The organism is Xanthomonas sp. NCPPB 3005, from assembly GCF_041228095.2.
GTDB classification, from domain to species: Bacteria; Pseudomonadota; Gammaproteobacteria; order Xanthomonadales; family Xanthomonadaceae; genus Xanthomonas_A; species Xanthomonas_A bonasiae.
Genome location: NZ_CP166096.2, coordinates 3,042,380 through 3,068,350, shown reverse-complemented (window position 1 = coordinate 3,068,350; position 25,971 = coordinate 3,042,380). Strand labels below are relative to the sequence as shown.

Genomic DNA, 25,971 nt, shown 5'->3' with positions numbered 1-25,971 from the left:
CAGGCAGGCCAGGAAGAACGCCCAGCAGTCGGGCAGCACGCACAGCAGGAGGGCGCGGAAGTACGGAGTGGCATCGGAGCACATCAGGAAGGAGAGTGTGTTCGAGGCCGAAGGGTGGTGCTGCTACCTGTGCGGCTGCGACACACCGCGAGAGCTCATGGGAAGCGCCGAGCCGAACGCGCCCGAGCTCGAGCACGTGATCCCACTCAGCAAGGGCGGAACCCACACGCGCGACAACGTGCGGTGCGCATGCCGCGCCTGCAACCTGAACAAGGGGGCGAACATGCCCGGGGGGGAGGGGGAAAACTTCAAGGCCGTCTCGCTGGACACCTGCCGCCCACTCATTTGTGAGAAAAATCCCGGGCAAGGGGGAATCAGCAAATGGCAGGCGTGAAGGGACGAAGCGGAGGGCCGCGCGAAAACTCGGGCGGTGCCCGTCCCGGCGCGGGCCGTAAGCCAGCGAAGCCCAAAAAGTCGAAATCGAAGGCGTACCAGACCACCGATCCTGACGAGTTCCTGCGTGCGCTGATGGCTGACCCGAATGCCGACTTCAAGGACCGGATGGCCGCGGCTATGGCCCTGAAGAAGACCGGGAAGGAGCCTGGTCCGGCAGGCAAGCGGGAACGGTCCCAGCAAGCTGCGCAGGCGTTGGTGTCCCGGTCTCTGGCGCCTTCTGCACCGCCGAGCAGGCCGAGGCTGGTAGCGGTCAAGTGAATCCGACATGGACAACGGCCTGCCCGGACTGGGAGCGTCGCTTCAAGTCGGGCGAGAGCCTGATGCCGTGCGGCCCGATCTTCCCGGCCTACGCCGAGAAGGCGATGCAGGTGTTCGAAAGCCTGCTGGCGGTGGACGTGGAAAACCCTACCGGGGAGGTCGATCCGGAGACAGGGCTGCCCGTGCCTCCGACCTACGGGCAGATTTCCCGGAAGTGGCTGCTGGATCTGGCGGCCGCCATCCTAGGGTCGTATGACGAGGAAACCGGGCAGCGCCTCATCCGCGAGGTGCTGCTGAAGGTCCCGAAGAAGAACTGGAAGTCCGGGTTCGCAGCGGGGGTGATGCTCACGCTGATGATCCTCAACTGGCGATCGTCCAACGGCGCCGCGATCATCGCGCCGACGAAGGACACCGCCGACAACTGTTTCGACCCGATGAAGGTCGCGATCGAGAATGATCCCGAGCTGTCGGCGATCTTCCACATCCAGCCGATCAACCGGAAGATCACGCACCGCATCACCAAGATGAGCTGCCGCGTCTACGCGGCGGACACCGACGCGATCTCCGGCAAGAAGTGGGCCTTCGTGATCCTCGAAGAGCTTTGGCTGCTGGCGAAGCGGAAGGGCGCCTCGGACATGATCCTTGAGGCGACCGGCGGTCAGGCTTCGCGGCCGGAGGGCGTGGTGATTTCGATCACCACCGAATCCGATGAGGAGCCGGTGGGCGAGTACAAGGCGAAGATCGAGTTCGCCCGGAAGGTCCGGGATGGTGAGATCGACGCGCCGTGGTTCCTGCCGCTGCTGTACGAGTGGCCGAAGAGCCTGATCAAGTCCAAGGCGTACCTGGACGTAGCCAACGCCCGGCTGGTGAACCCGAACTTCGGCGCCTCCGTCGATCCCGAGGACTTCGCTCGGAAGATGGAGGAGGCGAAGGAGGCCGGCGGCGAGAAGCTCCGCGTGTTCCTCGCCAAGCGCCTGAACGTGCCTCCGTCCGAGAACATGGGCGGCGGCTGGGCTGGGGCGGAGTTCTGGAACCGCCGCGGCGACCGCACGCTGACGCTGGACAGCCTGCTCGAGCGCTGCGAGGTGGCGACGATCGGCATCGACGGCGGCGGCCTGGACGACCTCCTGGGGCTGGTGGTGCTGGGACGCGAGAAGGGAACGCGCCGGTGGTTGTGGTGGGCGCATGCATGGGCCCACGAGATCGTGCTGGATCGGCGCAAGGACATCGAGCCACAGCTGCAAGGGTTCAAAAAGGATGGCGACCTGACGATCGTGGAACTACCTGGCGAAGACGTCGACCAAGTGGCCGACATCGTGTGCCGGGTGGATCGCGCCGGGCTGCTTGCCGAACACCAAGCCGTCGGAGTGGATTCCGCCGGCATCTCAGCGATCGTCGACGAGCTGACCACAAAGGAACGCGGCATCGATCAGAGCCGGATCGTATCGATCGGGCAGGGTTGGAAACTCAACGGTTGGACCAAGACCACCGAGCGCGCACTGGCCGGTGGCGACATCGTGCACGCGGCGCAACCGCTTATGGCGTGGTGCGTAGGCAACGCGAAGATGGTGAACGCAGGAAACGCCAGCTACATCACGAAGCAGGTATCGGGCAGCGCGAAGGTGGATCCGCTACTCGCGGGCATCAACGCGGTGGCGCTGATGTCCCTCAATCCGAGCCCGCGCAAGAACAAGAAGCTCGTCCTCATGACCCTGGGAAACTGAGATGACCATGAAAGCCTGGAGCCTGCTGGAGGTGAAGCAGGTCGATGATGAGCGCCGTGAGATCCACGGCATGGCGACCACGCCGACTGTCGATCGTATGGACGACGTTGTCGATCCGGAGGGTGTCGTCTATCGAGGCCCGGTGAAGCTGCACCTGTACCACAAGCATGATCTGCCGGTGGGGCGGGTGACGTTCGATCGGCCCACGAAAAAGGGCATCCCGTTCAAGGCGACAATCCCGGACGTCAGCGAAGCCGGAACCGTACGGGAGCGCGTCAACGAGGCATGGCACTCGGTCAAGTACCGCCTTCTGGATGCCGTCTCCATCGGCTTCAACCCGCTAGAGGGCGGCGTCGAACTGCTGAAGTCGGGCGGCCTGCTCTTCAAGAAGTGGGAAATGCTCGAGCTAAGTCTCGTCGGTGTTCCGGCCAACCCGGATGCCGTCATCACCGCATTCAAATCTGCCGATGCCGCGCTGATCCGTAGCGCACTCGGCATCAAGGCCGCGTCCAGCGTTCTGGAGCGTCAAGCGCTCGTGCGGAACTTGCTGGGTGGCGGCGTCCCCCTCATCCAGCGCCAGGCGGCACCGGTCGAACGACCGGCCGGCGGCGCGGTGAAGTTGCTGCACTGAAGCACCGGGCCGCATGGCTCCGCGGGGTGGAACCCGCTTTCCCAATCTTGCAGGCACTGCCCGGCGTGGAACCCGGGCCGAACGGCTGCGCCATCATCAAGGAAACGAAATGAAGACCATCGCCGAACAGCTGGAAGCGCTGCGCGCGACCCGCGAAGCGCACCAGAAGAAGCTGGGCGACATCGCTCAGAAGTCCATGGACGAGAGCCGTTCCTTCAACACCGCCGAGCAGGAAGAGTTCGACGACCTGGAAGGCCAGATCAAGTCGCTGGACGGGGACATCGACCGCCTGACCCGCCTGCAGGCCGTGCAGGCCAAGTCCGCGGTGCCGGCGGCGATCATCGCCAAGGGCAACGAAGACCCCGTGTCGCGCGGCGATGGCCGCTCGCTGGAGCCGGCGCAGCTCAAGAACACCCAGAAGCTGGAGAAGGGCATCGAGTTCGCGCGGTACGCCATGTGCCGTCTGAAGGCCAAGGGCAACCCGGAGACCGCGTTCCGCCTGGCCGAGCGGCACTTCCCCGACAGCGAGCGCATCGTCCGCACGTTGAAGGCGCAGGCGGAAGGTGCTGACCTGGAGATGATCATGAAGGCGACCATCGAGGCCGGCACCACGCTGGACTCGACTTTCGCCGCACCCCTGGTGGACTACCAGACCTTCGCGGGCGATTTCGTGGAGTTCCAGCGGCCGCGCGGCATCATCGGCCAGTTCGGTCAGGGCAACGTGCCCGGCCTGAACAGCATCCCGTTCAATGTCCGTATCGCCGGGCAGACCAGTGGCGGCAACGCCAGCTGGGTGGGTGAGGGTGCTCCGAAGCCGCTCACCGGTTTCGACTTCAACGCGGTCGAACTGCGCTGGGCGAAGGTCGCGGCGATCTCGGTCCTGACCAACGAGCTGATCCGCTTCTCCAGCCCGTCGGCCGAGCGCCTGGTCCGCGATGCGCTGGCCGGCGCGGTGAACGAGCGCCTGGACATCGACTTCATCAACCCGGCGAAGGCCGCGGTGGCGAACGTCTCGCCGGCGTCGATCACCAACGGCGCGACCGCAGTGGCGTCCTCGGGCAGCGATGCGGATGCAATCCGCGCCGACCTGAAGGCGCTGTGGGCTCCGTTCATCGCGGCCCGCAATCCGCCGCGCAGCGCCGTCTATATCATGGACAGCACCACGGCGCTGGCCCTGAGCCTGATGCTGAACCCGCTGGGTCAGCCCGAGTTCCCGGGCATCACCATGAACGGCGGCACCTTCAACGGCGTGCCGGTGATCGTGTCGGACTACCTGCCGGTCACCAGCGACGGCAGCATCGTGGTGCTGGTCAACGCCTCGGACATCTGGCTCGCCGATGACGGCCAGGTCACCGTCGACGCCTCGCAGGAAGCGTCGCTGCAGATGCTGGACAACCCGACCAACAACTCGGCGACCGGCACCGCCACCAGCATGGTCTCGATGTTCCAGACCAACAGCACCGCGTTCCGCGCCGAGCGTTACATCAACTGGCAGCGCCGCCGCGCTTCCGGCGTGGCGTACCTGACCGGCGTGAGCTGGGGCGCCGCGTAACCCCGAGCGGTCGACGGCGGCGGGGGCTTCGGCCCTCGCCGCTTTCGTGCGTTTACCTGACCAGGTGAGGACTCAATGACCAAGGTCGAAATCGAAAAGCGCGGCCGCGTGGCGAAGGTGCACCCGCGCGTTGCCGACATGCTCGTGTCGCGGCACGGCTATCTGCGCCGCGACATGCAGGCGCAGGCACCCGCAGATGCAACTCCGCCCGTGCCGCCCACCTCGTTGCAGGCGACCCCGGCGCCGGAAGCTCCGGTAGCCGCGCCTGCATCGTCCGAGTCTCCCAAGGCCGACAAGGCCGGCACGGCGCAAGCCAAGGCGGCAAAGAAGGCGGCGCAGTCGCCTGCCAAGAAGGACGAATCCGAATGACTGGTTTCTCGCCCCGTGAGCTGGCAACGGAGGCCGGCGTCCGCAGGTATGGCGTGGACTACCTGCGGAGCCTGTCGCCCGTCGCCGCGCCTGCGCGGCGAGAAGGCTGGAACCCGCTGACCGTGCGCGAGCCGTTCTCCGGCGCCTGGCAGCGCAACATGGAGGAACGGCAGAGCACGGTTCTGTGCTACCCGACGCTCTACGGCTGCCTCAACCGCATCGCCTCCGACATCGGCAAGCTGCCGTTCGTGCTGAAGATCGAGGACGGCAACGGCATCTGGTCGATCGACACTGCGAACACTGCCTACTGGCCGGTGCTGCGAAAGCCGAACTCCTACCAGACCGCGCAGCAGTTCCGCGAAGCCTGGATTCTTTCGAAGCTGATCCAGGGCAACACCTACGTGCTCAAGGGGCGCGACGATCGCCGTGTCGTCACGCGGCTGTGGGTGCTGGATCCGTGCCGCGTGCAGCCGATGATCTCGGACAGCGGCGACATCTTCTACCAGATCAACTACGGCATCGGGGAGAACCTGCTGCCGGCGAACTATCCGGGCGACCAGCTCATCGTGCCGGCGAGCGAGATCATCCACGACCGGATGAACTGCTTCCGTCACCAGCTGATCGGCGTGCCGCCGCTGTGCGCGGCGCACTGGCCCGCGGTGAAGAACCTCAAGATACTGAAGGACTCGACCACATTTTTCAGCAATGGCGCTAACCCTGGCGGCATCCTTAGCGCTCCAGCCGGCATGTCGGAAGACGACGCGCAGCTGGTCAAGGACTATTGGAACACCAGCTTCCAAGGATCAAACGCGGGCAAGGTCGCGGTGATCGGCGCGGATATGAAGTTCACGCCCTTCTCGTTCAAGTCGGCAGATAACCAACTCGTCGAGCAGATGGAGTATTCCGACCAGCAGATCACCCAGCCGTTCGGCATCCCGCCCTTCAAGGTGGGCATCGGCACCGTCCCGGCCGGCATGAAGGTCGACGACCTCAACTTGATGTACTTCGCCGACGCGCTGCAGACCCACATCGAGGCGATGGAGGCGCTGCTGGATGAGGGCCTCGGCATCAGCCGCCCACGCGGCGTGGAACTTGATCTGGAGCCCCTCCTGCGCATGGACGTGGGCAAACAGGCCGAGGTCGTCACGAAGTTGATTGGCGGGAAGGCCCTGACGCCAGACGAGGGACGGCGGAAGCTCGGCTACGGCGCCACGGGAGGCGGCGATACGCTATGGGGACAGAACCAAGACTATCCGCTCGCGATGCTGGCCGACCGCGCCAGTTGGGACCCTGAGATGCAGAGTCAGGCGACTCCCGGCGAGCAAGATGGTGGAACCCCCGCTGCGGATGAGCAGCAAGAGCTGCAACTCCTGACGGCCATAGAGAAATGGTTCCCTGAGGAAGGTGACGATGAGGTTGACCTTCTGCCAAAGAGTGCCCTTGACACCATGCGAGGAATCTCCGAAGCAGCGATGTCCTACCTCTCGGGACGGATTTCGCGGGATGTGCAGCGCGAAATTGCCGCGGGGGTCGGCAAGAGGAAATTCAAACCTAACAATTCGGAAGGGGAAGGCAATGTTGACTGAGGTTCAAACAAGCGACGCAGAGGTCGCAGCTTTCGTGGCGGGCCTGCAGAAGATGTTGCTCCGCACAGCGAAGCCGGTGGAGAAATACTATTTCGGCGAGATCAGGCTTGGGTATGCCATAGGCGCGGCCGTGGGCCGCAGCGTCGATCCCCTGAACTATCAGGGGCCTGAAATCTCAGTGCCATCTACAAAGTAGGTGACGGTGACGCCCATCGCCGCGCAGAGCTTCAAGACCGTGGAGGCCCGCAGGTCGGACTTGCCAGACTCAAAAGTGGCGATCGTCACGGGGCTTACGCCTGCCGCGTGGGCGAGTTCAGCTTGGGTCATGCCTTTGAGGGCACGGATCGCCTTGAGTTTTGGGCCAGTGAGCATGGCCGGCATCGTACCGTTCATGAGCTGAAAGATAAATGCAGTACAGTGTTGACGCAATACAGATAGCTGTATTAACCTGACGGTGTGGCGCTAGGCACTTCGCCAAAGAGCAGGCCACCGACCGAGGGTTAAGACATGGCTTCCATCGCTTTTCGCATCACCGGCACGTCTCCCCTGCTGATGCAGGCCGAGACCCTGGCGAACCCGCTTCACCCCCTAACGAGGGCCCACAAGGCCGTATCAACCAAGCGCAAAAAGTCCGAAGACGACTATCTGTGGCTCATGGAGTCGGAGTGGTCGGCATCCATGTACTACGATGAGGAGATTGGGCCTTTCATCCCGGCCCTCAACATCGAGAGCTGCATCGCAGAAGCCGGCAAGATTCACCGTCTGGGCAAGACGATCAAGCAGGCCGTGCAAGTGGTTACGGACCGGGCGAAGCTGGAATATGAGGGTCCGCGGCAAAAGGAGAAGCTGTGGAAGTCCGAGCGATTCGCTGACGTTCGGACCGTTACGGTCAACCAAAAGAGGAACCTGCGCTGCCGTCCGATTTTTCTTCGGTGGTCAGCGATGTTCGATGTCGAATACATGGAAGACGTGCTTGACCGAGGTGATTTGGTTCGCGTGGTTGAAGAGGCCGGCCGGCGCATTGGAGTAGGCACCTATCGCCCTCGGTTCGGCCGCTTTGAGGTCGAGGTGCTTTCGTGACCGGCGTTCAACTGTTGCCGGCATGGAGGAACGCGGCCGCTGAGTTGTTCAACGGCCAGTACACCTACGGGGAAGTCATCCCGCATAGGGTGCTGCGGGCCGCGCTCCGACTGCCGGAGCCAAAGGGCAGGCTCACGCGGGAGGAATGGGAGCGCTGGCGCCTTGATCTGGTAGCCCAGGTCGATGCATTGGCGGACTGGCTGCTTGAGGAAAAGAACATCTGCCTGAAAGTGATGCACGGCGAAGGCTACATGTTGCTTTGTCCTGGCGAGCAGACTGAGTTCGCCGTGAAGCAAGGTCGCAAGAAAATCCGCGCCGAGCTTCGCAAGATGGGGCGCAGGCTGAGCTTCATCGACCATGCGTCGCTTTCACAGGAGCAGAGGAAGGCGAACGCAGACGCGCTCGCGCGCCTGAGCTTCATGGAACAGCAGTTCCGCAAGGCGAAGCGCCGGAGCTTGTTCGATGCTCCGCAGAAGGCGATTGGGGCGCGCCGGCGATGAGCGAACAAGAGCGGGACGTTCGCCTCCCAGAGCGTGATCGTATGAAGGTTCCTGATGCAGCAAAGCATCTTGGAGTCAGCGTCAGTACCTTGGACAAGATGCGCCACGAGGGCCGCGGCCCTCGGTATTTGAAGATAGGAGGGAGGATCTTCTACAGGGTGGCTGACCTGGATGCATATATCGATGCGTCGGTGGTGGAAACCATCGACAGCAGAGAAAAGAAGTAGGACTTGATTTTCCCGCGTCCCGGCCAGGCTAGGCGCGGCAAGGTGAGGTCGGGCGCGGCGTGGCAAGGGCTGTAAACAGCCTGCTGTATCTTCAATCGAGGGTGCAGCGGGGTGTGGAAGCACCATGTGGTGAGTCATGGCCAGGTGCGGCTAGGTACGGCGTGGCGAGGATAGGCGTGGCCGGGCAAGGCAAGGGCTGTCAACAGCGGTCTGCCCCTTCGATGAGGGGGCTTTCCGGTGGCGATAGCTACCACGCGGCACCGCTGGGTTAGGCGTGGCGCGGCACAGCAAGGCGCGACGTGGCAAGGGCTGACAACAGCGTAATGGGTGGCGTGCCATCCATTTCGGTGTGGTAAGCGCCAGTGCGGTTCGGCAAGCCTAGGCTAGGCATCGCTGGGCTTGGCATGGATCGGTTCGGCAAAGCAAGGGTCGTCAACGACAAAGGGAGCTATCGGCAACGGTAGCTCCCTTCTTTTTGGAGTGTCTATGAACGTGGAAAAGATGGCGGAAGTGATCGCTGCCTCTGTAGGCCGAAAGCTAGCCGTCTTTCGCAAGTCGGTTGCGGACGCGATTGTGCAACTCGACGACCGGCTAAAGGCGCTTGAATCGCGGGAACCCACGCCAAGCGTCCTCAAATTGGAAGCTGACCCGTCCGATGTTCAGGATATGGTGAAGGCCGCGGTTGCGGAGTTGCCGGCGCCGCGCGACGGCCGAGACGCCGATCCCGTGACCGACGAGCAAGTCGCGAATGCAGTCGCCAAGCACATGCAGGAAAACCCTGTCTCCGACGGCAAAGATGCTGATCCGGCCCTGGTGGCGAAGATGGTAGAAGAGGCCATGGCCGCGCTGCCGCCGCCGAAGGACGGCAAGGATGCCGATCCCGTCTCGGACGAGCAGGTGGCGGCGCAGGTGGCCCGCCACCTCGAGCAGCACCCGCCGCGCGACGGCCTGGATGCAGATCCCGTCGACGTCGATGCGGTGGCCGATGCGGTCGTGGCGAAGCTGCTGGCGTCGGATCGGCTGAAGACGCTGGTGGACCTGGCGACGACCGAGGCGGTCGCGAAGCACTTCGAAGCCAACCCGGTGCGCCACGGCCGCGATGCGGACCCGGCGGTGATCGACCTGGCGGTGAAGGCAGCGGTCGCCGCGTTGCCGGAACCGAAGGATGGCCGCGATGCCGACCCGGTGTCGGACGAGCAGATCGGAGCCCAGGTCGCCAAGCATCTGGCCGCTAATCCGCCGAAGGACGGCGCCGACGGCGTGGGCCTGGCCGGCGCGATGATCGACCGCACAGGGGAACTGGTCGTCACCACCACCAAGGGCGAGGCGATCAAGCTCGGCAAGGTGGTTGGCGAGGACGGCCGCGACGGCCTCAGCTTCGAATCGGCGGCCGGCGAATACGACGCGGAGCGCGGCTTCGTGATCACCCTCAGCGCCGGCGAGCGCCGGAACGAACTGGTGCTGCCCTACATGGTGCACCGCGGCTTCTGGCGCGAGGGCCTGGGCACGAAGGCCGGCCAGTCCATCACGCACGACGGCGCGCTGTGGATCGCCAAGCGCGACAACGCCTCGCGGCCGTGCCTGGAGAACGAGCAAGACTGGGCGCTGGCAGCGCGCAAGGGGCGCGATGGCAAGGACGGGAAGAGTGTGCGCGTTCCGGCCGAGCCGGTGAAGCTGACCGCACGAGAGGAGGGCGCGTGATGCAGCGTCCAATTCAACCACTCATGTTGCTGGATCGGCCCGAAATGCCGCTGTCGCGGATGGTCCGGGATGGAACGGTGGGTTCGTGCCCGGCCTGCGGCTCCACGATGATGCGCAAGCGCTGGCTCTTTTTCGGTGCGCGCCCCGGCTGCATCCATCCCGAGTGCAAGAACTACGGTGGCCGCAATGGCTGAGTTCGTCACAGCGGCTGACGCACGCGAGCAGCTGCGCATCGACAGCGATGCCGACGACCGCTGGCTGGCCATCTGGATCCCGGCCGTGTCTGCGTCGGTGGCCGCGTGGCTGAAGCAGGAGTGGCGTCTGTATGTGCTGCTGCGCGACTCGAACGGCGACCTGGTGCGGGACAGCGCCGGCATCCCGCTGCCGGCCGAGGACAGCAATGGCGCGCTGATCCTGCACCCCTCGGTGATCGCCGCCACGCTGCTGGAGCTGGCGTCGCAGTACCGCTACCGGGAAGGCGAGGGCGACAACGTCGTTCCGGCCGACGCAGGCCACGGCTACGTGCTGTCCAGGGCCGCCACGGCACAGCTGGCGCCCCTGCGCCGCACGACGGTGGCGTGATGAGCAACGTAGCGGCGGGCGACCTGCGGCACCGGGTGCTGATCCAGCAGCAGGTCACAACCCGGGACAGCGACGGGGTATCCCAGACGGTGTGGGAGGACGTGGCCACGGTCTGGGCGGCGGTGGAGCCGCTGTCGGCGCGCGAGTTCATCCAGTCCAGCCAGACCCAGGCCGCGGTGACGGCGCGCATCACCATCCGCTACCGCGCCGGGCTGGCGCCGACGATGCGGATCCTGCACCGCGGCCAAGTCTTCAACATCGCCGGCCTGCTGCCGGACAAGGCCTCGGGGCTGGAGTACATCACCATCCCCGTGTCGGCCGGGGTCAACGACGGCCAATGATCGAGTTCGACCTCCTGGGGCCAGGGCCGAGCGCATCGGCTGAGCTGGCGGAACGACTGCGCGCGCGCCGCGTTGGCGTGGTCGGCAATGCCTTCGAACTGGCGCCGTGGGCGGAGTTCCTGGCGGCCAGCGACCGGCAGTGGTGGGACAAGTACCCGAAGGCTCGCGAGTTCGCTGGCGGCCGCTACAGCAGCCATCGGATGAGCGGCGTGCACCAACTGGCAGGTGCGCTGACCAACTGGAACAGCGGCGTGCTGGCGCTGGCGGTTGCCGCCAACTTGGGCGCGACGCTGGTGCGCCTGCATGGCTTCGACATGCACGGCACGCACTTTTTCGGGCCGTACGCCAACGGCCTGGCCAACACGGCGCCGGCGCGGCGCGAGATCCACAAGCAGCAGTTCGCACAGTGGGCGCAGCAGAACCCGCGCGTCCGCGTTGTGAACTGCACTCCCGGTTCTGCCCTCAGGTGTTTCGACTTCGATGAACAGATTGCCTCTTAACTCGGTGCGCGGCCGCATCCGCGCCTACATCGAGAGCCATGCCGGCGCGCTGGGCGATGACGTGCTCGAGGTCGGCAGCCGAATCCATGACCCGGCCGCGTGGTGGTGCACGAACCGCGACCTGGCGACGGGCCAGTGGACCGGCATCGACATGCAGGCCGGCGAGGGCGTGGACCTGATCGCCGACATCCACGACCTGCCGGAGGACTGGTCGGGCCGGTTCAGCGGCATCATCTGCTCTGAGGTGCTGGAGCACGTGGCCCGGCCGTGGATGGCCCTGCCGGAGCTGCGCCGCGTCCTGCAGCCGGGCGGCCTGCTGGTGACCACCACGCTGTTCGCCTTCCCCGAGCACGGCTACCCGGACGACTACTACCGATTCAGCCGGAGCGGCCTTCACCTGCTGCTCGCCGATGCCGGCTTCAGCGACATCGCCACCGAGTACGCAGGTGAGCTGCCGATCGAGCTGAACGACCACGGCGAGCGCGGCGTGGCGCGCCGGCGCCTGCCGATGCACACTTTCGCGGTGGCGCGGTGCTGACGCTGCTGACCGCCACCGGTGCCAGGCCGGTCGCCTGGGCGCTGTGCGAACGCTGGATGGCGCGGCAGGACTACGCCGGTCCGGTGCGCTGGGTGATCGTGGACGACGGCCCAGAGCCGCAGCCGGTTACATTCCGGCGGGACGGGTGGCAGCTGGTTCTGGTGCGCCCGTCGCCGCACTGGGCGCCTGGCCAGAACACGCAGGCGCGCAACTTGCTCAAGGGCCTGGCCGCCGTTGGCGCAGGCGAGCGGCTGGTGATCATCGAAGACGACGACCACTACGCGGCCGACTGGCTCAGCACCGTCGACCAGGCGCTGGATCGTGCGGAGCTGGTTGGCGAGCATCGGGCGCGCTACTACAACGTGCAGCAGCGCCGCGGCCGGCAGCTCGCGAACACCGGCCACGCCAGCCTGTGCAGCACAGCGATGCGCGGCAGCGCGCTGCAGGAGTTCGCCGCGGCGTGCGAGGCGCGTCCCAAGTTCATCGACCTGGAGTTGTGGCGGCGCGTGCGCGACCGCTACCTGTTCGGCGGCCACCGCGTGGTCGGGATCAAGGGCCTACCCGGCCGCGGCGGCATCGGCATGGGGCATGACGAGGGCTTCACGGGACAGCCCGACGCCGACGGCGCGCTGCTGCGGTCCTGGGTCGGCGACGACGCGGAGCTATACCGGTGAAGAGTGGCCTGGAAATCAAGGGCATCGACGGCGTGCTGAACTTGCTGCGCTCGCTGCCGCCGGAGGTGGTGAGCAAGCGCGGCGGCCCGGTCAAGTCGGCGCTGGCGAAGGGCGCGCGCTTCCTGCGCGACAAGGAGCGAGAGAACCTGCAGGCAGTGCTGGAGCCGGGCGAGGAGTCCACCGGCCTGCTGGCGGAGAACATCATCGCCAGCCGCGGCAAGGCGCCGATCGGCGGGAAGGGCGAGCGCTACCTGGTCCGCATCAAACGGAAGATGTACCCCGGCCGCAAGGGCGAGCAGGTGAGCACGCTGAAGTCCGCGCAGATCAAGGAATACGGATCGGTGAAGCAGCCGGCCCGTTCCTTCATCCGCCGCACGGTGATCGAGCAAGGCTCGCAGACAATCAAAGTGGTGGTGACCGACTTGGTCGCGCGCCTGGATCGTGTCGTGAAGAAGCTGGCACAACAGAACAAGGGCCGCTGATGTTTCCCAAGGTCTACCACACCATCCACACGCCGGCCGTGGCCGCGATCGTGGGTGATCGAATCAGCCGGCACGGCGAGATCGCGCAGACGGAGACGCGGCCGTACATCACTTGGCAGATCGTCACAGGTCAGCCATACGACAACCTCAGCGATACGCCGTGTGGCGACTTCACCAGCGTCCAACTGGATGCCTACCACGCGACGGACGCGGGTGCCGAGCAACTGGGCCTGGCGATCCGCACCGCGCTGGATGCAGCACTCATCTGCAACAGGATCGTGATCGACAACCGCGACCCGGACACCAAGCTGTACCGCGTCGGCATCGAAGCCGACTTCATCGACCAGCGCTGAGCCGCTGGCATACCAACCACCAGCCGCCGAAAGGCGGCTTTTTCATTGAGGAATCGAAATGACCGCTGGAACCCTTCGTACCCAGGGAACCGAGCTTTACCTTGTCGACAAGCTGAGTTCCAGCGTGGAGCAGGTCGTCAAGTTCGCGTGCCCGACCGGCATCACCGGCATCGGCGGCGGCACCAAGGATCAGCTCGAGGACACCTGCCTCGACAACGAGGAGGACAAGACCTACAAGGCCGGCCTCGGCAATCCCAACGCGATCTCGGTGCCGTTCAACTTCATCCCGTCCAGCTTCAGCCACCAGACCCTCTGGGACCTCAAGGCGAGCGGCGAGAACCAGGAGTGGATGGTCGGTTTCTCCGACGGCCGCGGCATCGCCCCGACGCTGGACAGCGAGGGCCACTTCGTGCCGCCGGCCTCGCCGCTGCGCACCACGATCGGCTTCGACGGCTACGTGTCGGAAGTGAACATCGACGTGGCCACGAACGAGATCGTCCGCGGCACGCTGACCATCCAACGCTCCGGCCCGGAACGCCCGTTCTGGAACGGCCCGCAGCCGACCTGACCCCCGGCGTCGGCTCTGCGCGGCGTGCTGCTGCGCATCCGGCGTCCCATCTACCTACGGCAGAGACGCATGGACAAAAAGCTGCTCCTCACCCCTTCCACCGCGGTCGAGCGCGAGATCACGCTCGCCGATGGCCAGAAGCACACCACCTGGTTCAAGCCCGTCACCGGCGGCGAGTTCTTCCGCTTCCAGCGCGACACTCGCTCCGAGGACGAGAACGTCCGCATCTTCGCGATGCAGCGCCTGATCGCCTGCAGCCTGTGCGAAGACGCGCGCGGCCGACCGACGCTCACAAACGACGAGGCCAGAGCCCTTTCGATCGACGCGATCAACGTCCTGTTTCCCCACGTCATCGCGGTGTCGCGCACGGTCGAAGAGGAAAAAAAAGACTCGCCGAGCGAGGGCCCGCGTGGTTCCGACACGCCCTTGGGCTAGCGCTCGGCAAGTTCATCTGGGAGATCGATCTGCTACCGCAGTCCGAGATCGACTCTTGGCACGCGTACTACCTGCTGTACCCCTTCGATGACCTTCACCGCTTCCACCGACCGGCCGCCGTCTTGGCTGCTTCGAACGGAGCGAAGTTCGACGTGACGATGGATTTCCTGGCTCCGGATCCGGCCTTCGCCGGGTACGAAGACGCCGATGTCGCAACCATGCGGGCCTTCGGCCTGCGCCCGCCGATCAGGACCTAGACCCATGGCAGCAGGCTCCATCATCATCGATCTGCTGATGCGCACCGGCAGCTTCGTCACCGACACGGATCGGGCGTCGAAGCGGCTGAAGCAGTTCGAGCGGGAGGCCAAGGACGCGGGAACGGCGATCGGCGCGGCCCTGGCCACGGCGGCGACCGCGACTGCCGCCTTGCTGCAGCAGTCCGTCAACACGATGGACGACATCAGCAAGGCGGCGCAGCGCTCCGGCACCACAACGGAGGAGTTCTCCAAGCTGAGCTACGCCGCAGGCCTGGCCGACGTGGCGATGACCGACCTGCAGACGTCGCTGGGGCGCCTGACTAAGGCGCAGGCCGAGGCACTGGACCCCGCGTCCCAGCAAGCCAAGATTTTCAAGGCGCTGGGCATCGAGATCACCGACACCGCCGGCAACCTGCGCAGTTCGACCGACGTCTTCAAGGACTTCGCCGACGTCTTCGAGGAACAGAAGGGCTCGCCGGAGATCATCGCCGCCGGCCTGAACATCTTCGGTCGCAGCTTCCAGAACCTGATCCCGCTGCTGAAGGACGGGTCGAGCGGGCTCAAGGATGCCGCGGACGAGGCGGCCGCATTCGGCCAGGTCATCAGCACCGAAGCCGGGGCCAATGCTGAAGAGTTCAACGACAACCTCAGCCGCATGAAGCTGTTCGTCACCGGCGTGGCGAACGCGGTCGCCGCTGATCTTCTTCCGGATCTCGTGGGGTTGCAGGAACGATTTCTTGACGGTGCGCGCGATGGCGACAAACTGCAGTCCGTGGCTGAGGACGTGGCGAACGTTTTCCGGGTCTTGGGCGGGGCGATCGAAGCTGTATCCGTTCCGCTTGGCTGGATCGACGACCGGATCCAGGGCACCACCATGGCGCTCCAGGGCCTCGCGGAGGTGGCCAAGGGCGTCATCGGACTGAACTGGGACCAGATCACCCGTGGCGCCGTGCTGACGGGACAGAACACGGGCAACGCTCTGGGGCTCCCGGATTTCCTGAACCCTCTGGGGCGTAGCGGAAACAAGTCGTCTGGCGCCGGCGGAGACATGATCTCTGCTGGCGCTGGCGGCGGTCTAGGCCTGTTCGCCAGCAGCGCAGCCGAGAAGGCGGCCCAGGACAGGGCGAAGCGTATCCGCGACTCGGCATTTGGTCCCTCCGCGAAGAAGGGCAGCTCTGGCGGAAAATCCGATGCCGAGAAGGAGGCCGATAAGCTCGCCGCGGCATACAAAAAGACCAACGAGCAGTTGGAAGAGCAGATCGCGCTGAACGGCAACAACAGCGCCATGGCGAAGCTTGCGTTCGAACTGCAGAGCGGCGAGTTGTCCAAGCTCAGCGACGCGCAGAAGCAGGACCTGACGGACAAGCAGGCCAAGGTCGATTTGCTGGAGTTGGAGCGCGCAGCGCAGAAGGAGGTGAACGAACAGTCTGAGGACTACGCGCGCGCCGTCGCCGATCAGGCCAAGGCCTTCAAGGACCATGCGGATGACCTGCAATTCGAAATCGACTTGCTCGGCAAGAGCAACAAGGAGCGCCAGCGCGAGATCGAGCTGCGCTATCTCGGCGTGGGCGCCACCGAGGCGCAGCGCGACGCCATTGGGCGACTCTCGGATCAGCTATACGAGGAAGGCGAGGCGATGCAGCGGAGCATCTACCTGCAGGATGACTTTCGCGATTCGTTCTCGGACGCGGCGAAGGATCTCATTCGCGGCAGCTCGTCGGCCAAGGAAGCGCTGATGGACTTCCTGGACTCGATCAACGATCGGCTGGCGAAGATGGTCGCTGACGGCTGGGCCGACAAGCTGTTTGGGAAGCAGGGCGAGAACGGCGGCGGCGCCGCGGGTGGTTGGCTTTCCTCGTTGGCCGGGGCGTTCGGCGGGAGCGGCGGCACGTCGTCTGGCGCTTCGCAGGGCGGCGGCTGGAGCGACTGGATCGGCACCATCGCCGGTGCCTTCGGCGGCGCCAAGGCGAGCGGCGGCGACATCCTGGGAGATCGGGCCTATCTGGTCGGCGAAGACGGCCCGGAGATGTTCGTGCCCAGGACCGCCGGTCGCGTCTACACGGCGCCGCAGACCCAGGCCATCACCGCCGGTGGCGGCGGCCGCGGCCTGACGCAGATCAACAACTTCAACACGCAAGGGCGCCTGGACTATCGCACCCAGCAGCAGCAGGCGGCGCTGGCTGCGCGCAAGGCCAACTCCGCCACCTCACGAGGCATCAGCTGATGGCCTATCTGGATGCCTACTTGCCGCCGTGCCCGGGCTATGGGTTCGAGGGCGGCCCAAAGTTCTCGACCCGAATCGTGCAGATGGCGAACGGCCGTGAGCGCCGCAACGCCAACTGGAGGAGCGCGCAGCATGCCTACACGGCTCCGTTCCTCAACATCTCAAGGCAGGCGTATCGAGAACTGAAGCGCATGCACTTGGTGTGTCGCGGAATGGTCCACTGCTTCCGCTTCAAGGACTATCTCGATTTCGAGGCGTTGAACGAGGTCTTCGCAATAGCCGATGGCGTGCGGACGACGTTCCAACTGGCGAAGTTCTCCACCGTCGATGGCATCTCCTACGAGCGTGAGGTGTACGCCATCGTGGCCGCGACCATTACTGATAATGGTCTCGCGGCATCGCCCTCGGTGGACATGCAGCGCGGGACCGTGACCTTCGCGTCGCCGCCAGCGAATGGGCATGTGCTGCGCTGGAGCGGTGAATTCGACGTGTGGGTCCGATTCGACCAAGACGACCTGCCGTTCACGCTAGACAACGTGGACGCGACGAACGGCCAAGTGAGCCTGCTGGAACAGCCGCCGCCGGAGGAAGAGAGCTGATGCCGAGGAACATCCCCATCGCGCTACGCGCCCACCTCGCGCAGGACGCAACCACCACCACCGTGCTGCTGCGCATCGCATCCGTGCGCCCCGGCGTGGCGCCCTATGGCGCCGTCATGACCGACCGAGAAGTGGTGTACGACGATGGCGACGGCGCCATCGCCTATTCCCCGATCATCGGCATGCAGCTCAGCACCATGGCCGCGGGCATGGACATGAGCGTCGACAACGCGGAGGCCACCGGCCTGCTGCCCGAGTTCGACCTCCCGATCAGCGAGGCCGACATCCGCGCCGGGGTCTACGACTACGCGCGATGGGTTGCCTATCTGGTCAACTACGAAGACCTGACCCAGGGCCACGTGGTACTCGGCGCCGGCGAGATCGGCCGCGTGTCCATCAACGACGACGGCCTGTCGTTCGTCGAGGAGCTGTTCGGCAAGACCAAGCGCCTGCGGCAGTCCGTGGTGGAGCGGGACTCCCTGACCTGCAGGGCGATCTTCGGCAGCCAGCCCATCGGCACCGGCGGTGGCGTGCCGGAGCAGCGCTTCCCGTGTGGCTTCGATGCCACGAGCCTTCTGGTCGCCGGCACCATCACATCGGTCGGTTTGGAGACCAACATCACCTTCGCCTCCGCGGATGTGGCAGCGGCGTTCGGCGTGGACGAGCTGGCCCCGGGAAAGGTGTACTGGAAGACCGGTTTGAACGCCGGCCGTGACACCGAGATCGAGAGCAACACCACCGGGGGCGAGGTCACGCTCTCGTTCAAGACCGACTATCCGATGCAGCCGGGCGACACCTTCGACATCCGGCCGGACTGCAGCAAGCAGTGGGACGACGCGGACCACGGGTGCTTGCGCTGGTGGGCCGTGGAGCGAGCGAACCACTTCCGAGGGGAGCCGCACATACCGATCGGTGATGCTGGCCAGCTCAGCGTGCCCGGCGCATCGGTCGGTCCCAGCCTGGGCGGCAACACGTCGCAGGACTTCACCGAGGGCGATACCGCATGACCGCGCTGGTCGCGGCCGCGCGCGCCTATCTGGGCGTGCCGTTCCGTCACCGCGGCCGGTCCCGCCGCGGCCTCGATTGCGCAGGCCTGCTGGTGGTGGCGTGCGGGGACATCGGTAAGCCGATTCCGGATCAGCGCCACTATGGCCGGGAGCCATTCAATGATGGCCTCATAGACGCCGGCATGCGCGCCTTCGGCCAACCGGTCGCGGTTGGACCGGTGCCGGTGCAGTTCCTGCAGGCGGGCGACGTGCTGCTGCTACGGTTCGACGTCAACCCGCATCACGTCGCCATCGTCGCTGACCACCCGCTGGGCGGCCTGAGCATCATCCACGCGAACGCGGACGCCACACAGCGCGGCCTGGTCGTCGAGCAGCGCCTCGACTCGCTGTGGCTGTCCCGCATCACACACGTCTTCCGGATCACCTGATGGCACGTCAAGTTCTTCCCATCGTCGGCGCGGTCGTCGGCGCCTTCATCGCGCCTGGCGTCGGAGCATCATGGGGCTACGCCATCGGCGCCATGGTCGGCAACGCCGTCGACCCGTTGGTGGTGCAGGGGCCGAAGATCGGCGACACCGCCATCCAGACTTCCGCCGAGGGCGCATATCGCGCGATCGTGTACGGCACCGCCGCTGTCGCCGGCAACTTGATCTGGACCGGCCCGAAGATCATCCGCAAGGAAGAGGAACAGGCAGCCAAGGGCGGCGGCGCGGTCACGGAGTACGAGCGGCTGTTCCAGTCGTTCGCCATCCGGATCTGCGAGGGGCCGATCAGCGGCATCCTCCGCATATGGGAAGACGAGAAGCTGGTCTATGATGTGCGCGAGGGATCAACGATCCCCGAGGACAGCACGAAGTTCGCCAGTCGGTTCGTGCTGCATCTGGGCGGCGAGGACCAGTTGCCCGACTCCGAGATCGAGTCTGTGCTCGGCATCGGCAACGCGCCGGCCTACCGCGGCAGCGCCTACATCGTCTTCCCGAAGGCCGACCTGACCGATCGCCGCGGTAGCATTCCGCAGTACCGGTTTGAGGTGGTCTCCAAGGACGCCGACATCACTTGGTCGCCGAAGGTCGTCACGACGGGCGAGCGATTCTCTGGGGTGTTGACTGACCTTGAGCCCACGGCCGAGACCACGTTCTCCACTACGACCGCGCTAGCGAAGAAGGGCATCGCCCTCTCTTCTGACGGCAGCATAGCCGTCGGCGGGTATGGCAGCGGAGACAGGGTCAGGGCCTTCAAGTTCGATCGCGATAGCGACAGCTTCGTGCCCTTGCCGATCACTGGCGAGCTTCCGGACCGCTCCATTCGTGTGGTCGCATTCTCACCTGACGGGAACTACCTCGCAGCCATCTCGCTCCTCGGCAAGCGGGTGTGGGTCTACACGGTGTCGAGCACAGGATTGACGTACTTCGGTTCCCCAGATGTCTCCGATTTGGGTTCGGCCGAAGCTGTCAATGCCTCGTGGTCTCCGGCCACGAATGATCTCGCCGTGTTGATGAACGGGGACAACCGCGGCTGGGTGAAAGTCTACCGTCCAGTGCTGTCTGCTATGGCGACGGTGAACGAGAGCGTGCACATCGTCGGCTACCATTCCTCGATGGCGTGGCGGCCAGATGGGGGTATGTTGTTTATCGGATATCTGAACGACTTCGCCGTCCTCGTCGCCTCTCAGAATCCCATGCAGGCCTTGAACCTCGACAGGTCTGAAGCGTCAGGTACGAATTGCACGGCCGGAGCGTTCTGGTCGGCCTATCTCGATTTTTTCTATCTGGCAAACCCAGCTAGCAATGTAATGAGAGTCTTCCGCTTGCTCGGATTGGGGTCAGAGGAATACACGCTTCAGCGCTATCCGGATTCTCCGCCAGCACCATTCAATATCAGTGGAGGTGCGCTCAGCTACGATCGCCGCAGCTTGGTCGTCGGCAATATCAGCGGCGGCTCGGGCGTATACGTGTATTCCACGAACGGAATTCAAACCCTAACAGGTGTGGGCCGCTTCGGCAGCGGAGTGGCCGAATCGATCGCGATCAACGAGGGCATCAGCGCTGGTTCCGGATCTGCGGTGCCCGGCACTCTCTCGTCGATCGTCGCGGACATCATGGACCGGTGCGGCCTGGTCGCCCAGGACTACGATGTCTCCGAGTTGGAAGACCCTGTGAGCGGCTTCGTGCTGGCCGGCAGCTACACGGGCGCGGCGGCGATCAACGCACTGCGCGCCCCTTATTTCTTCGATGCCAGCGAGTACGACAAGGTCATCCACTTTCCGAAGCGGGGAAAGCCGGTTGTTCGGACGCTGACGTTCGATGACCTGATCGACGAGCCGGAGACATCCACGCGAGAGGACGCGCGCGAGTTCCCGGCGAAGCTGCATCTGGAGTACCAGAACGCCATCAGCGGGTACGAGACGGCGAAGGCAACCAGTGCACGCAGCAGCACCGACGTGCGAGTCACTGGCGAAACGTCGGTCTCGGTGCCCGTGGTCATGGACTCGACCGAGGCGCAGCAAACCGTGGTGAAGCTGCACAAAGTCGCGTGGACCGATCAGGAGGGCGAGCTTCCGTTCTCGATCTCGGACGAGCACCTGGACCTGGTCGCCGCGGACAACATCGGCCTGGCGCTGCGCGGCAGCGTCTTTCGCCTGCGCATCGAGAAGTTCGAGCATGCCGCCGGCGAGATCAAGCTGACCTGCAGGCACGACCGCCAGAGCGCATATACCGCGAACGTTACGGGTGTTCCGCTGCCGGAGCCAACGCCGCCGCCCAGCAGCATCGTCGGGGCGACCCAGCTTGCCGTATTGGATATTCCGGCGCTGGTCGACATCAATGACCTGGCCAACCCGGTCGAATACGCAGCAATGTCGGGCATCAGCGAGGCCTGGTACGGCGCCACGCTGCAGCGCAGTCTGGATGGTGGCAGCAGCTTCGGCTCCGTGTTGCAGGATGCCAGCGGCACGCCCATGGGCACCCTGCTGGAGGAAGTGCCAGCGGCCAGCGAGTTCTATCGGGACCGGACAAATCGCGTCGTGGTCTCGCTGAGCAACCCGAGCGATGTCCTGGAAGACCTGTCCGAAGCGAGATTCTTGAGCGAGGGCGGGGCGTTCGCCCTGGAGACTTCCGGCGGTGGATGGGAGATCCTTCAGTACAAGGACGTTGACGAGGACAGCGCCGGAAACTGGATCCTATCGGATCTGCTGCGTGGCCGGCTTGCCAGCGGCGCCAGCGCGCACGCGATCGGCGCCAGGTTCGTGCTGCTTGCAGGGGTCAAGGTGCTGAACGTGACGAGCGGGCTGATCGGGCAGACGGTGGTCGACCGTGCTGTTTCCAGCGGCACATCCCCGGAGTCGGCAACGCCGCAGGCCCATACGGTGACGGCACAGTCGCAACGTGAGTGGCCCGTCGCGACGCTGCGCGTGGTGCGTGCCGGCTCGACGGTCTCCGCGACGTGGGCGCCTCGGCATCGGTTCGGCACTGAGTTGAACCCGATCGCGTCGATCAACTTCCAGGGCTTCAGGGTGACGCTTAGCGACGGCGTGGCGCCACCCATCACGTTCGACACGACCAACACCACCTTCACGTACGACGCTTCCGCGCTCGGGCCTGCGGTGACAGTCAGCGTTTCTTCTATCAACCGCATCACCGGGCCAGGCCCGGCTACGTCGGAGACAGTATGAGCACCCCGATCCTCCCGTTCGAAGTCTGGGAATCCGGAACCAACCAGAACAGCATCCCGGCGAACGACAATGCGCTGCGCAGCGAGATCCTAAACGGCCTGGTGATCTCCGCCAGTACCACGGCCCAGCCGGCCAGTCCGGCCAACGGGGACATCTACATAATCCCTGCGAGTGCGACAGGAGCGCAGTGGGCGACGTTCACTGCATTGGACCTGGCCATCTACCGCAGCGGCACCTGGTACGCCTATGCCCCGGTCACCGGCATCGTAGTTAATCTGGCTGGCACTCCGAATGCGTTCAACGGCACGGCCTATGTGGCGGTCGGCGGGGGTGGGGGCTCGGGCGATGTCGTGGGGCCCGCAGGCGCGACAGCCGATCGCATCGCGGTGTTCGACGGGACCACGGGCAAGTTGATCAAGGACGGCGGCAAGACCATCGCCAGCCTGCGTGCACCTGCTATCCAGTCTGTGACGAGCGCGGCCACGGTGACGCCGACGTTCCTCAACGACCTGGTCAAGATCACGGCCCAGGCGGTGCCCCTGACGCTCGCCAACCCAACGGGCACAGCGATCGACGCGCTCGGCATGGTGATCAGGATCAAGGACGATGGGACCGCGCGCGCCATCACCTACGGCAGCCAATACCGGGCGATCGGCGTGGTGCTACCCACGACGACGGTGGCCACCAAAACAACTTACCTGGCCATGATCTACAACGCGCAGGACACCACTTGGGATGTGGTCGCGGTGGGTACGCAGGCATGATGCCGTTCAGCGCAATGGCGCTGCGCACGAATGCGCCACCGAACACTGCATTCGCTGATGCCGTGACCACCGACGCGCCTTACCTGTGGTGGCGTTTGGGCGAGGCATCGGGCGTCACAGTTGCGGATAGCTCCGGCAACGGTCGTGGCGGGACCGTGTCTGGAACATCGGGCACAAGCTACGACCGTGGCGTAGCCGGCCTGGTGGGAGATAGCAACCTGGCGACTAGACTCAAGCAGAACTCTGGCGCGCTGCAATCGGCCGCGGCAATCTCGGCGTCATTGCTGGCGACTAGCAAAACACTGGCCCTTGCGGTGCGCATCGATAGTGGCGCCGGCGCAGGGACGATCCTGGGACTCAACGACGGAATTTCTCCAACGGGCACGAGCGGTAGCCGTGATCGGGTTTTGTACGTGAACACCGCTGGCAAGTTGGTTGCCGGCATCTACAGCGCCGCGGTTCGAACGATCGTAAGTACGGCGAGCATCAACGACGGCCAGAAGCACCTCATCCATCTGGCGATGGGGGCGAACAACACCGAGGGATCGGAGCTGTACATCGACGGTGTCAGCGTCGGAACCATCCCCTACGTAAGCAATGACACATCCGGCACGCGCTACCTCTATGGCGGCTCCCTGAACTTGTCTGGTTGGCCGAACGGTGCGGCTGCAGCGGCGACGGCATTCGGAACCTACGACGAGGTCTTGATCTTCCCCACGCGGCTTACCGCAGCGCGAATCCTCGCGCAAGCCCAGGCCGGCGGTTTCGCGTAGGGCATTTCCGACACGCCGTCGGGCTGATCGCCGATACCGCCAGGCCGGCGCCGGCGCGATCCTGGCCATGCCGGACGCGGGGCCAGGGTGGCCGCTCAACCCGCGTGGCGCCTGAGCAGCGCCGGGCCGGCGATCTGCCCGATATGGGAATTCCCATGTCGCTACTGCCGCAAGGGTTTCGGTGTGGCGATCCAGCGGCACCGTGACCGCTTCAGCCTACCGTCTCGGCCGGTGCGACGCCGGCCGGTAGCATGCCGGCCATGGCACTACCCGACGACATCGCATGGGATCCTACCGACCAGTGGGGTAGGGACTGGCTGAGGCTCGGCCGGAAGATCGTTGCAGGGGTCAGCAATACCGTCTTCGAGGATGGCCGGTGGATCGCCCGGGTGAACCGGCACGACGAGAACACGGCCTCTTACCCGCACGCATACTTCCGCAAACGGGGCGCGGCGATGCGCTCGGTTGAGCGCTGGGCCTGCGCCCACGCCGAGCGGCTGCGCAGGGAGGTCGCGACCGGCGCGCGGGAGAAGAGGGTCGGGGTGCAGCCCAGCCGGGAGGAGAAGCGGCTGGCGAGGCAGATGCGCGGCTGATCGATCCGGTACAATCCGCGGGCAGCGGGGATTGGCGCAAGCGCAACAAAAGCACAGTGGCTGTGCCGAATCCCCGGAAAGCCTTATGGCCCCGTAGCTCAGCTGGATAGAGCGGTCCCCTCCTAAGGGACAGGTCGTGCGTTCGAATCGCGCCGGGGTCACCACCGCAAGTTGGTTTGCGCGCTCGGCGCGGCCGCTGCCGTCGCGTGCCGGTGACGTGGGCAAGGACCCGTCCCGGGTTCAGGCTTGCGCCGCGTTGCGCATGTCGATGCGCCGCAGTCGCGCGTGCCGGAAGGCGGATCGCCTGCCGTCGCCTCACGCCATCGGGCCGCTACGCGCCGGCCCGCATAACGCCGTTTACACCTTTCGCCGACGCTGCCTGAGCAGTGCGTTGCGTAGGCTGCAACCGTCCGCTGATGCTGGAAAGGACGGCATCGCAATGCCGCGATGCGGATCCGCTCCGGCAACCCGGGACGCACGGCGACGGGCCTGTCCCGTTGCAGGCGCCCCCAGGCACGGCTGCAGGAATGCGCCAGCGATGCGTCCATCGCATGGCGTACGGCGCCACGTCGTTGCCATTGGCCGGTTGCCCAACGCAGGGCGATGTCGGCGTCCTGGATTGCGGGCTTCATCTCGTCCGGCCAGCCACGGCGGCCGCTCCCCACAACCCCATGCGAATGCACAGCAGGAGTCACTCAATGAGCAGAACGTTGAAATTCGTATTGATCGGTTCGCTCCTGGCGGGCCTGGCCGCTTGCCAGCGCGATGGCGACAAGCCGGCCCAGGACCAGAACCCGACGCCGGCAACCCCCGCGACGGACGCCAGCCAGGCCGACAGCGCGACGGCACCGGCGAGTACCACCAGCGGCGACGCCGCCGCCGGCGCGCCCACCGGTAGCGACGGCACCCAGGGCACCCCGCCTCCGGCCGATCCGCAGCAGCCCACCAGCGATCCGCAGCAACAGCCGCCGGCGGATAACCAACAGCACTGATCCAACGCAGCGTTAACGGCGCATGGCGCGTGGACGATAGGTCCGCGCGTCTTTCCCAAAAGCTTAGTTTTGCTTTGCCTTGCTTAGTGCCTGCGAGTGCTGGCCGGAAGCAAATGAATCGCACCGAACCGCGCACTGAACACACCGCAACCACAGGCCGTTTTTGTCGCGCCGAACATGGGCCAGCACAAACGCTTGCCTACAGTGCGGCGCATGAATCCCGTATTCGCCGCGCTCGGCATGATGCTCCTGACAGTGGTCGCGCTGATCGCGTCGGAACTGTCCAAAATGGTGGACAAGATCGTGGCATGGATGCGCCATTCGGCGATGCCGCGCAAATCGGCATGGCAGGCCGGCAGGCCCCATCATCCGCTCCGGCCACGGCGCCGGTGAGAGGGGCCTGCCGTGCCGCTGGCGAAGGTTCTGTCGCGCCGGCGCCGGATAGTAACTTTTGCAACGGATCGATCCGGGCGCGGTCCGCATGCCGCCGCGCAGCAGACAGCGCTTGACAGCACCCCGGCGCATGATGTCCTCT

At 65.3% G+C, this 25,971-nt stretch carries 32 protein-coding genes and 1 tRNA gene; 32 read left to right on the top strand and 1 reads right to left on the bottom strand.

What is annotated here, in order from left to right; genetic code table 11:
• The first annotated feature begins 97 nt into the window (after positions 1-97).
• From AB8810_RS13300 to AB8810_RS13270, 7 genes are all read left to right on the top strand, one after another.
• A complete protein-coding gene (locus tag AB8810_RS13300; protein ID WP_369913890.1) occupies positions 98-394 on the top strand; it encodes an HNH endonuclease in 297 nt (98 codons plus the stop codon).
• On the top strand, positions 382-714 hold the full coding sequence (locus tag AB8810_RS13295) for a hypothetical protein (RefSeq protein WP_369913889.1): 333 nt from the start codon (positions 382-384) through the stop codon (positions 712-714). The genes AB8810_RS13300 and AB8810_RS13295 overlap by 13 nt, the downstream gene beginning before the upstream one ends.
• Entirely contained in the window at positions 711-2,438 is a 1,728-nt protein-coding gene (locus AB8810_RS13290; protein WP_369913888.1) for a terminase large subunit domain-containing protein, read from the top strand. The genes AB8810_RS13295 and AB8810_RS13290 overlap by 4 nt, the downstream gene beginning before the upstream one ends.
• Position 2,439: 1 nt before the next feature.
• The gene (locus AB8810_RS13285) at positions 2,440-3,069 is read left to right on the top strand and encodes an HK97 family phage prohead protease (protein ID WP_369913887.1); all 630 of its coding nucleotides are present in this window, start codon (positions 2,440-2,442) and stop codon (positions 3,067-3,069) included.
• Between the two features lie 109 nt (positions 3,070-3,178).
• On the top strand, positions 3,179-4,621 hold the full coding sequence (locus AB8810_RS13280; protein WP_369913886.1) for a phage major capsid protein: 1,443 nt from the start codon (positions 3,179-3,181) through the stop codon (positions 4,619-4,621).
• Between the two features lie 75 nt (positions 4,622-4,696).
• Positions 4,697-4,990, top strand: a complete 294-nt coding sequence (locus AB8810_RS13275; protein WP_369913885.1) for a hypothetical protein — start codon at positions 4,697-4,699, stop codon at positions 4,988-4,990.
• Entirely contained in the window at positions 4,987-6,576 is a 1,590-nt protein-coding gene (locus tag AB8810_RS13270) for a phage portal protein (protein WP_369913884.1), read from the top strand. Before AB8810_RS13275 ends, AB8810_RS13270 begins: the two co-directional genes overlap by 4 nt.
• A 159-nt stretch (positions 6,577-6,735) precedes the next feature.
• On the opposite strand, the gene AB8810_RS13265 is transcribed toward AB8810_RS13270, so the two are convergent.
• On the bottom strand, positions 6,736-6,957 hold the full coding sequence (locus AB8810_RS13265; RefSeq protein WP_369913883.1) for a helix-turn-helix domain-containing protein: 222 nt from the start codon (positions 6,955-6,957) through the stop codon (positions 6,736-6,738).
• Between the two features lie 126 nt (positions 6,958-7,083).
• Between AB8810_RS13265 and AB8810_RS13260 the strand changes: the two genes are divergently transcribed.
• The 25 genes from AB8810_RS13260 to AB8810_RS13140 all read left to right on the top strand — a co-directional run bounded on the left by AB8810_RS13260 (position 7,084) and on the right by AB8810_RS13140 (position 25,829).
• Positions 7,084-7,656: a hypothetical protein gene (locus AB8810_RS13260; protein WP_369913882.1), complete on the top strand. Its 573-nt coding sequence runs from the start codon at positions 7,084-7,086 to the stop codon at positions 7,654-7,656.
• On the top strand, positions 7,653-8,156 hold the full coding sequence (locus tag AB8810_RS13255) for a hypothetical protein (RefSeq protein WP_369913881.1): 504 nt from the start codon (positions 7,653-7,655) through the stop codon (positions 8,154-8,156). Before AB8810_RS13260 ends, AB8810_RS13255 begins: the two co-directional genes overlap by 4 nt.
• Positions 8,153-8,383, top strand: a complete 231-nt coding sequence (locus AB8810_RS13250) for a helix-turn-helix transcriptional regulator (protein ID WP_369913880.1) — start codon at positions 8,153-8,155, stop codon at positions 8,381-8,383. Before AB8810_RS13255 ends, AB8810_RS13250 begins: the two co-directional genes overlap by 4 nt.
• Positions 8,384-8,869: 486 nt before the next feature.
• Positions 8,870-10,084 carry a hypothetical protein gene (locus AB8810_RS13245; protein WP_369913879.1) on the top strand — a complete coding sequence of 405 codons (1,215 nt, stop codon included), beginning with the start codon at positions 8,870-8,872 and terminating at the stop codon, positions 10,082-10,084.
• Positions 10,084-10,278, top strand: coding sequence for a hypothetical protein (locus tag AB8810_RS13240; RefSeq protein ID WP_369913878.1), 195 nt, complete (start codon positions 10,084-10,086; stop codon positions 10,276-10,278). The genes AB8810_RS13245 and AB8810_RS13240 overlap by 1 nt, the downstream gene beginning before the upstream one ends.
• The gene (locus tag AB8810_RS13235) at positions 10,271-10,666 is read left to right on the top strand and encodes a hypothetical protein (RefSeq protein WP_369913877.1); all 396 of its coding nucleotides are present in this window, start codon (positions 10,271-10,273) and stop codon (positions 10,664-10,666) included. The genes AB8810_RS13240 and AB8810_RS13235 overlap by 8 nt, the downstream gene beginning before the upstream one ends.
• The gene (locus AB8810_RS13230) at positions 10,666-11,007 is read left to right on the top strand and encodes a phage head closure protein (protein WP_369913876.1); all 342 of its coding nucleotides are present in this window, start codon (positions 10,666-10,668) and stop codon (positions 11,005-11,007) included. The genes AB8810_RS13235 and AB8810_RS13230 overlap by 1 nt, the downstream gene beginning before the upstream one ends.
• Positions 11,004-11,507: a hypothetical protein gene (locus AB8810_RS13225; RefSeq protein WP_369913875.1), complete on the top strand. Its 504-nt coding sequence runs from the start codon at positions 11,004-11,006 to the stop codon at positions 11,505-11,507. Before AB8810_RS13230 ends, AB8810_RS13225 begins: the two co-directional genes overlap by 4 nt.
• Complete coding sequence (locus AB8810_RS13220) at positions 11,488-12,045, top strand: class I SAM-dependent methyltransferase (RefSeq protein WP_369913874.1); 558 nt, start codon at positions 11,488-11,490, stop codon at positions 12,043-12,045. Before AB8810_RS13225 ends, AB8810_RS13220 begins: the two co-directional genes overlap by 20 nt.
• The gene (locus AB8810_RS13215) at positions 12,039-12,719 is read left to right on the top strand and encodes a glycosyltransferase family A protein (protein ID WP_369913873.1); all 681 of its coding nucleotides are present in this window, start codon (positions 12,039-12,041) and stop codon (positions 12,717-12,719) included. The genes AB8810_RS13220 and AB8810_RS13215 overlap by 7 nt, the downstream gene beginning before the upstream one ends.
• A 32-nt stretch (positions 12,720-12,751) precedes the next feature.
• Positions 12,752-13,201, top strand: a complete 450-nt coding sequence (locus tag AB8810_RS13210; protein ID WP_369913872.1) for a hypothetical protein — start codon at positions 12,752-12,754, stop codon at positions 13,199-13,201.
• Positions 13,201-13,554, top strand: coding sequence for a DUF3168 domain-containing protein (locus AB8810_RS13205; protein WP_369913871.1), 354 nt, complete (start codon positions 13,201-13,203; stop codon positions 13,552-13,554). The genes AB8810_RS13210 and AB8810_RS13205 overlap by 1 nt, the downstream gene beginning before the upstream one ends.
• Positions 13,555-13,612: 58 nt before the next feature.
• Positions 13,613-14,122 carry a phage tail tube protein gene (locus AB8810_RS13200; protein WP_369913870.1) on the top strand — a complete coding sequence of 170 codons (510 nt, stop codon included), beginning with the start codon at positions 13,613-13,615 and terminating at the stop codon, positions 14,120-14,122.
• A gap of 69 nt (positions 14,123-14,191) precedes the next feature.
• Positions 14,192-14,557, top strand: coding sequence for a hypothetical protein (locus AB8810_RS13195; protein ID WP_369913869.1), 366 nt, complete (start codon positions 14,192-14,194; stop codon positions 14,555-14,557).
• Between the two features lie 261 nt (positions 14,558-14,818).
• Positions 14,819-17,038: a hypothetical protein gene (locus AB8810_RS13190; protein ID WP_369913868.1), complete on the top strand. Its 2,220-nt coding sequence runs from the start codon at positions 14,819-14,821 to the stop codon at positions 17,036-17,038.
• Positions 17,038-17,637 carry a DUF2460 domain-containing protein gene (locus AB8810_RS13185; protein ID WP_369913867.1) on the top strand — a complete coding sequence of 200 codons (600 nt, stop codon included), beginning with the start codon at positions 17,038-17,040 and terminating at the stop codon, positions 17,635-17,637. The genes AB8810_RS13190 and AB8810_RS13185 overlap by 1 nt, the downstream gene beginning before the upstream one ends.
• The gene (locus AB8810_RS13180; RefSeq protein WP_369913866.1) at positions 17,637-18,644 is read left to right on the top strand and encodes a DUF2163 domain-containing protein; all 1,008 of its coding nucleotides are present in this window, start codon (positions 17,637-17,639) and stop codon (positions 18,642-18,644) included. The genes AB8810_RS13185 and AB8810_RS13180 overlap by 1 nt, the downstream gene beginning before the upstream one ends.
• Positions 18,641-19,072 (top strand): C40 family peptidase, encoded by a 432-nt coding sequence (locus tag AB8810_RS13175; RefSeq protein ID WP_369913865.1) that lies wholly within the window; start codon positions 18,641-18,643, stop codon positions 19,070-19,072. The genes AB8810_RS13180 and AB8810_RS13175 overlap by 4 nt, the downstream gene beginning before the upstream one ends.
• A complete protein-coding gene (locus AB8810_RS13170; RefSeq protein ID WP_369913864.1) occupies positions 19,072-22,314 on the top strand; it encodes a phage tail protein in 3,243 nt (1,080 codons plus the stop codon). The genes AB8810_RS13175 and AB8810_RS13170 overlap by 1 nt, the downstream gene beginning before the upstream one ends.
• Positions 22,311-23,078: a DUF2793 domain-containing protein gene (locus tag AB8810_RS13165; protein ID WP_369913863.1), complete on the top strand. Its 768-nt coding sequence runs from the start codon at positions 22,311-22,313 to the stop codon at positions 23,076-23,078. The genes AB8810_RS13170 and AB8810_RS13165 overlap by 4 nt, the downstream gene beginning before the upstream one ends.
• Entirely contained in the window at positions 23,075-23,851 is a 777-nt protein-coding gene (locus AB8810_RS13160; RefSeq protein WP_369913862.1) for a LamG-like jellyroll fold domain-containing protein, read from the top strand. The genes AB8810_RS13165 and AB8810_RS13160 overlap by 4 nt, the downstream gene beginning before the upstream one ends.
• Before the next feature lie 260 nt (positions 23,852-24,111).
• Positions 24,112-24,444, top strand: coding sequence for a hypothetical protein (locus AB8810_RS13155; RefSeq protein WP_369913861.1), 333 nt, complete (start codon positions 24,112-24,114; stop codon positions 24,442-24,444).
• Between the two features lie 87 nt (positions 24,445-24,531).
• Positions 24,532-24,608: transfer RNA gene (locus tag AB8810_RS13150), tRNA-Arg, on the top strand.
• A gap of 534 nt (positions 24,609-25,142) precedes the next feature.
• Positions 25,143-25,436: a hypothetical protein gene (locus AB8810_RS13145; RefSeq protein WP_191827009.1), complete on the top strand. Its 294-nt coding sequence runs from the start codon at positions 25,143-25,145 to the stop codon at positions 25,434-25,436.
• A gap of 213 nt (positions 25,437-25,649) precedes the next feature.
• Positions 25,650-25,829 carry a hypothetical protein gene (locus AB8810_RS13140; RefSeq protein ID WP_179564294.1) on the top strand — a complete coding sequence of 60 codons (180 nt, stop codon included), beginning with the start codon at positions 25,650-25,652 and terminating at the stop codon, positions 25,827-25,829.
• Positions 25,830-25,971 lie beyond the last annotated feature (142 nt).

What these genes read in the sequence shown, in the direction of transcription:
- AB8810_RS13285 (WP_369913887.1), top strand. Translation starts at nt 2,440, where the DNA reads ATGACCATGAAAGCCTGGAGCCTGCTGGAGGTGAAGCAGGTCGATGAT.
- AB8810_RS13260 (WP_369913882.1), top strand. Translation starts at nt 7,084, where the DNA reads ATGGCTTCCATCGCTTTTCGCATCACCGGCACGTCTCCCCTGCTGATG.
- AB8810_RS13265 (WP_369913883.1), bottom strand. Translation starts at nt 6,957, where the DNA reads ATGCCGGCCATGCTCACTGGCCCAAAACTCAAGGCGATCCGTGCCCTC.
- AB8810_RS13185 (WP_369913867.1), top strand. Translation starts at nt 17,038, where the DNA reads ATGGCCTATCTGGATGCCTACTTGCCGCCGTGCCCGGGCTATGGGTTC.
- AB8810_RS13145 (WP_191827009.1), top strand. Translation starts at nt 25,143, where the DNA reads ATGAGCAGAACGTTGAAATTCGTATTGATCGGTTCGCTCCTGGCGGGC.
- AB8810_RS13205 (WP_369913871.1), top strand. Translation starts at nt 13,201, where the DNA reads ATGTTTCCCAAGGTCTACCACACCATCCACACGCCGGCCGTGGCCGCG.
- AB8810_RS13250 (WP_369913880.1), top strand. Translation starts at nt 8,153, where the DNA reads ATGAGCGAACAAGAGCGGGACGTTCGCCTCCCAGAGCGTGATCGTATG.
- AB8810_RS13230 (WP_369913876.1), top strand. Translation starts at nt 10,666, where the DNA reads ATGAGCAACGTAGCGGCGGGCGACCTGCGGCACCGGGTGCTGATCCAG.
- AB8810_RS13140 (WP_179564294.1), top strand. Translation starts at nt 25,650, where the DNA reads ATGAATCCCGTATTCGCCGCGCTCGGCATGATGCTCCTGACAGTGGTC.
- AB8810_RS13220 (WP_369913874.1), top strand. Translation starts at nt 11,488, where the DNA reads ATGAACAGATTGCCTCTTAACTCGGTGCGCGGCCGCATCCGCGCCTAC.
- AB8810_RS13235 (WP_369913877.1), top strand. Translation starts at nt 10,271, where the DNA reads ATGGCTGAGTTCGTCACAGCGGCTGACGCACGCGAGCAGCTGCGCATC.
- AB8810_RS13245 (WP_369913879.1), top strand. Translation starts at nt 8,870, where the DNA reads ATGAACGTGGAAAAGATGGCGGAAGTGATCGCTGCCTCTGTAGGCCGA.
- AB8810_RS13275 (WP_369913885.1), top strand. Translation starts at nt 4,697, where the DNA reads ATGACCAAGGTCGAAATCGAAAAGCGCGGCCGCGTGGCGAAGGTGCAC.
- AB8810_RS13295 (WP_369913889.1), top strand. Translation starts at nt 382, where the DNA reads ATGGCAGGCGTGAAGGGACGAAGCGGAGGGCCGCGCGAAAACTCGGGC.
- AB8810_RS13180 (WP_369913866.1), top strand. Translation starts at nt 17,637, where the DNA reads ATGCCGAGGAACATCCCCATCGCGCTACGCGCCCACCTCGCGCAGGAC.
- AB8810_RS13195 (WP_369913869.1), top strand. Translation starts at nt 14,192, where the DNA reads ATGGACAAAAAGCTGCTCCTCACCCCTTCCACCGCGGTCGAGCGCGAG.
- AB8810_RS13280 (WP_369913886.1), top strand. Translation starts at nt 3,179, where the DNA reads ATGAAGACCATCGCCGAACAGCTGGAAGCGCTGCGCGCGACCCGCGAA.
- AB8810_RS13270 (WP_369913884.1), top strand. Translation starts at nt 4,987, where the DNA reads ATGACTGGTTTCTCGCCCCGTGAGCTGGCAACGGAGGCCGGCGTCCGC.
- AB8810_RS13155 (WP_369913861.1), top strand. Translation starts at nt 24,112, where the DNA reads ATGGCACTACCCGACGACATCGCATGGGATCCTACCGACCAGTGGGGT.
- AB8810_RS13200 (WP_369913870.1), top strand. Translation starts at nt 13,613, where the DNA reads ATGACCGCTGGAACCCTTCGTACCCAGGGAACCGAGCTTTACCTTGTC.
- AB8810_RS13240 (WP_369913878.1), top strand. Translation starts at nt 10,084, where the DNA reads ATGCAGCGTCCAATTCAACCACTCATGTTGCTGGATCGGCCCGAAATG.
- AB8810_RS13225 (WP_369913875.1), top strand. Translation starts at nt 11,004, where the DNA reads ATGATCGAGTTCGACCTCCTGGGGCCAGGGCCGAGCGCATCGGCTGAG.
- AB8810_RS13190 (WP_369913868.1), top strand. Translation starts at nt 14,819, where the DNA reads ATGGCAGCAGGCTCCATCATCATCGATCTGCTGATGCGCACCGGCAGC.
- AB8810_RS13165 (WP_369913863.1), top strand. Translation starts at nt 22,311, where the DNA reads ATGAGCACCCCGATCCTCCCGTTCGAAGTCTGGGAATCCGGAACCAAC.
- AB8810_RS13175 (WP_369913865.1), top strand. Translation starts at nt 18,641, where the DNA reads ATGACCGCGCTGGTCGCGGCCGCGCGCGCCTATCTGGGCGTGCCGTTC.
- AB8810_RS13160 (WP_369913862.1), top strand. Translation starts at nt 23,075, where the DNA reads ATGATGCCGTTCAGCGCAATGGCGCTGCGCACGAATGCGCCACCGAAC.
- AB8810_RS13170 (WP_369913864.1), top strand. Translation starts at nt 19,072, where the DNA reads ATGGCACGTCAAGTTCTTCCCATCGTCGGCGCGGTCGTCGGCGCCTTC.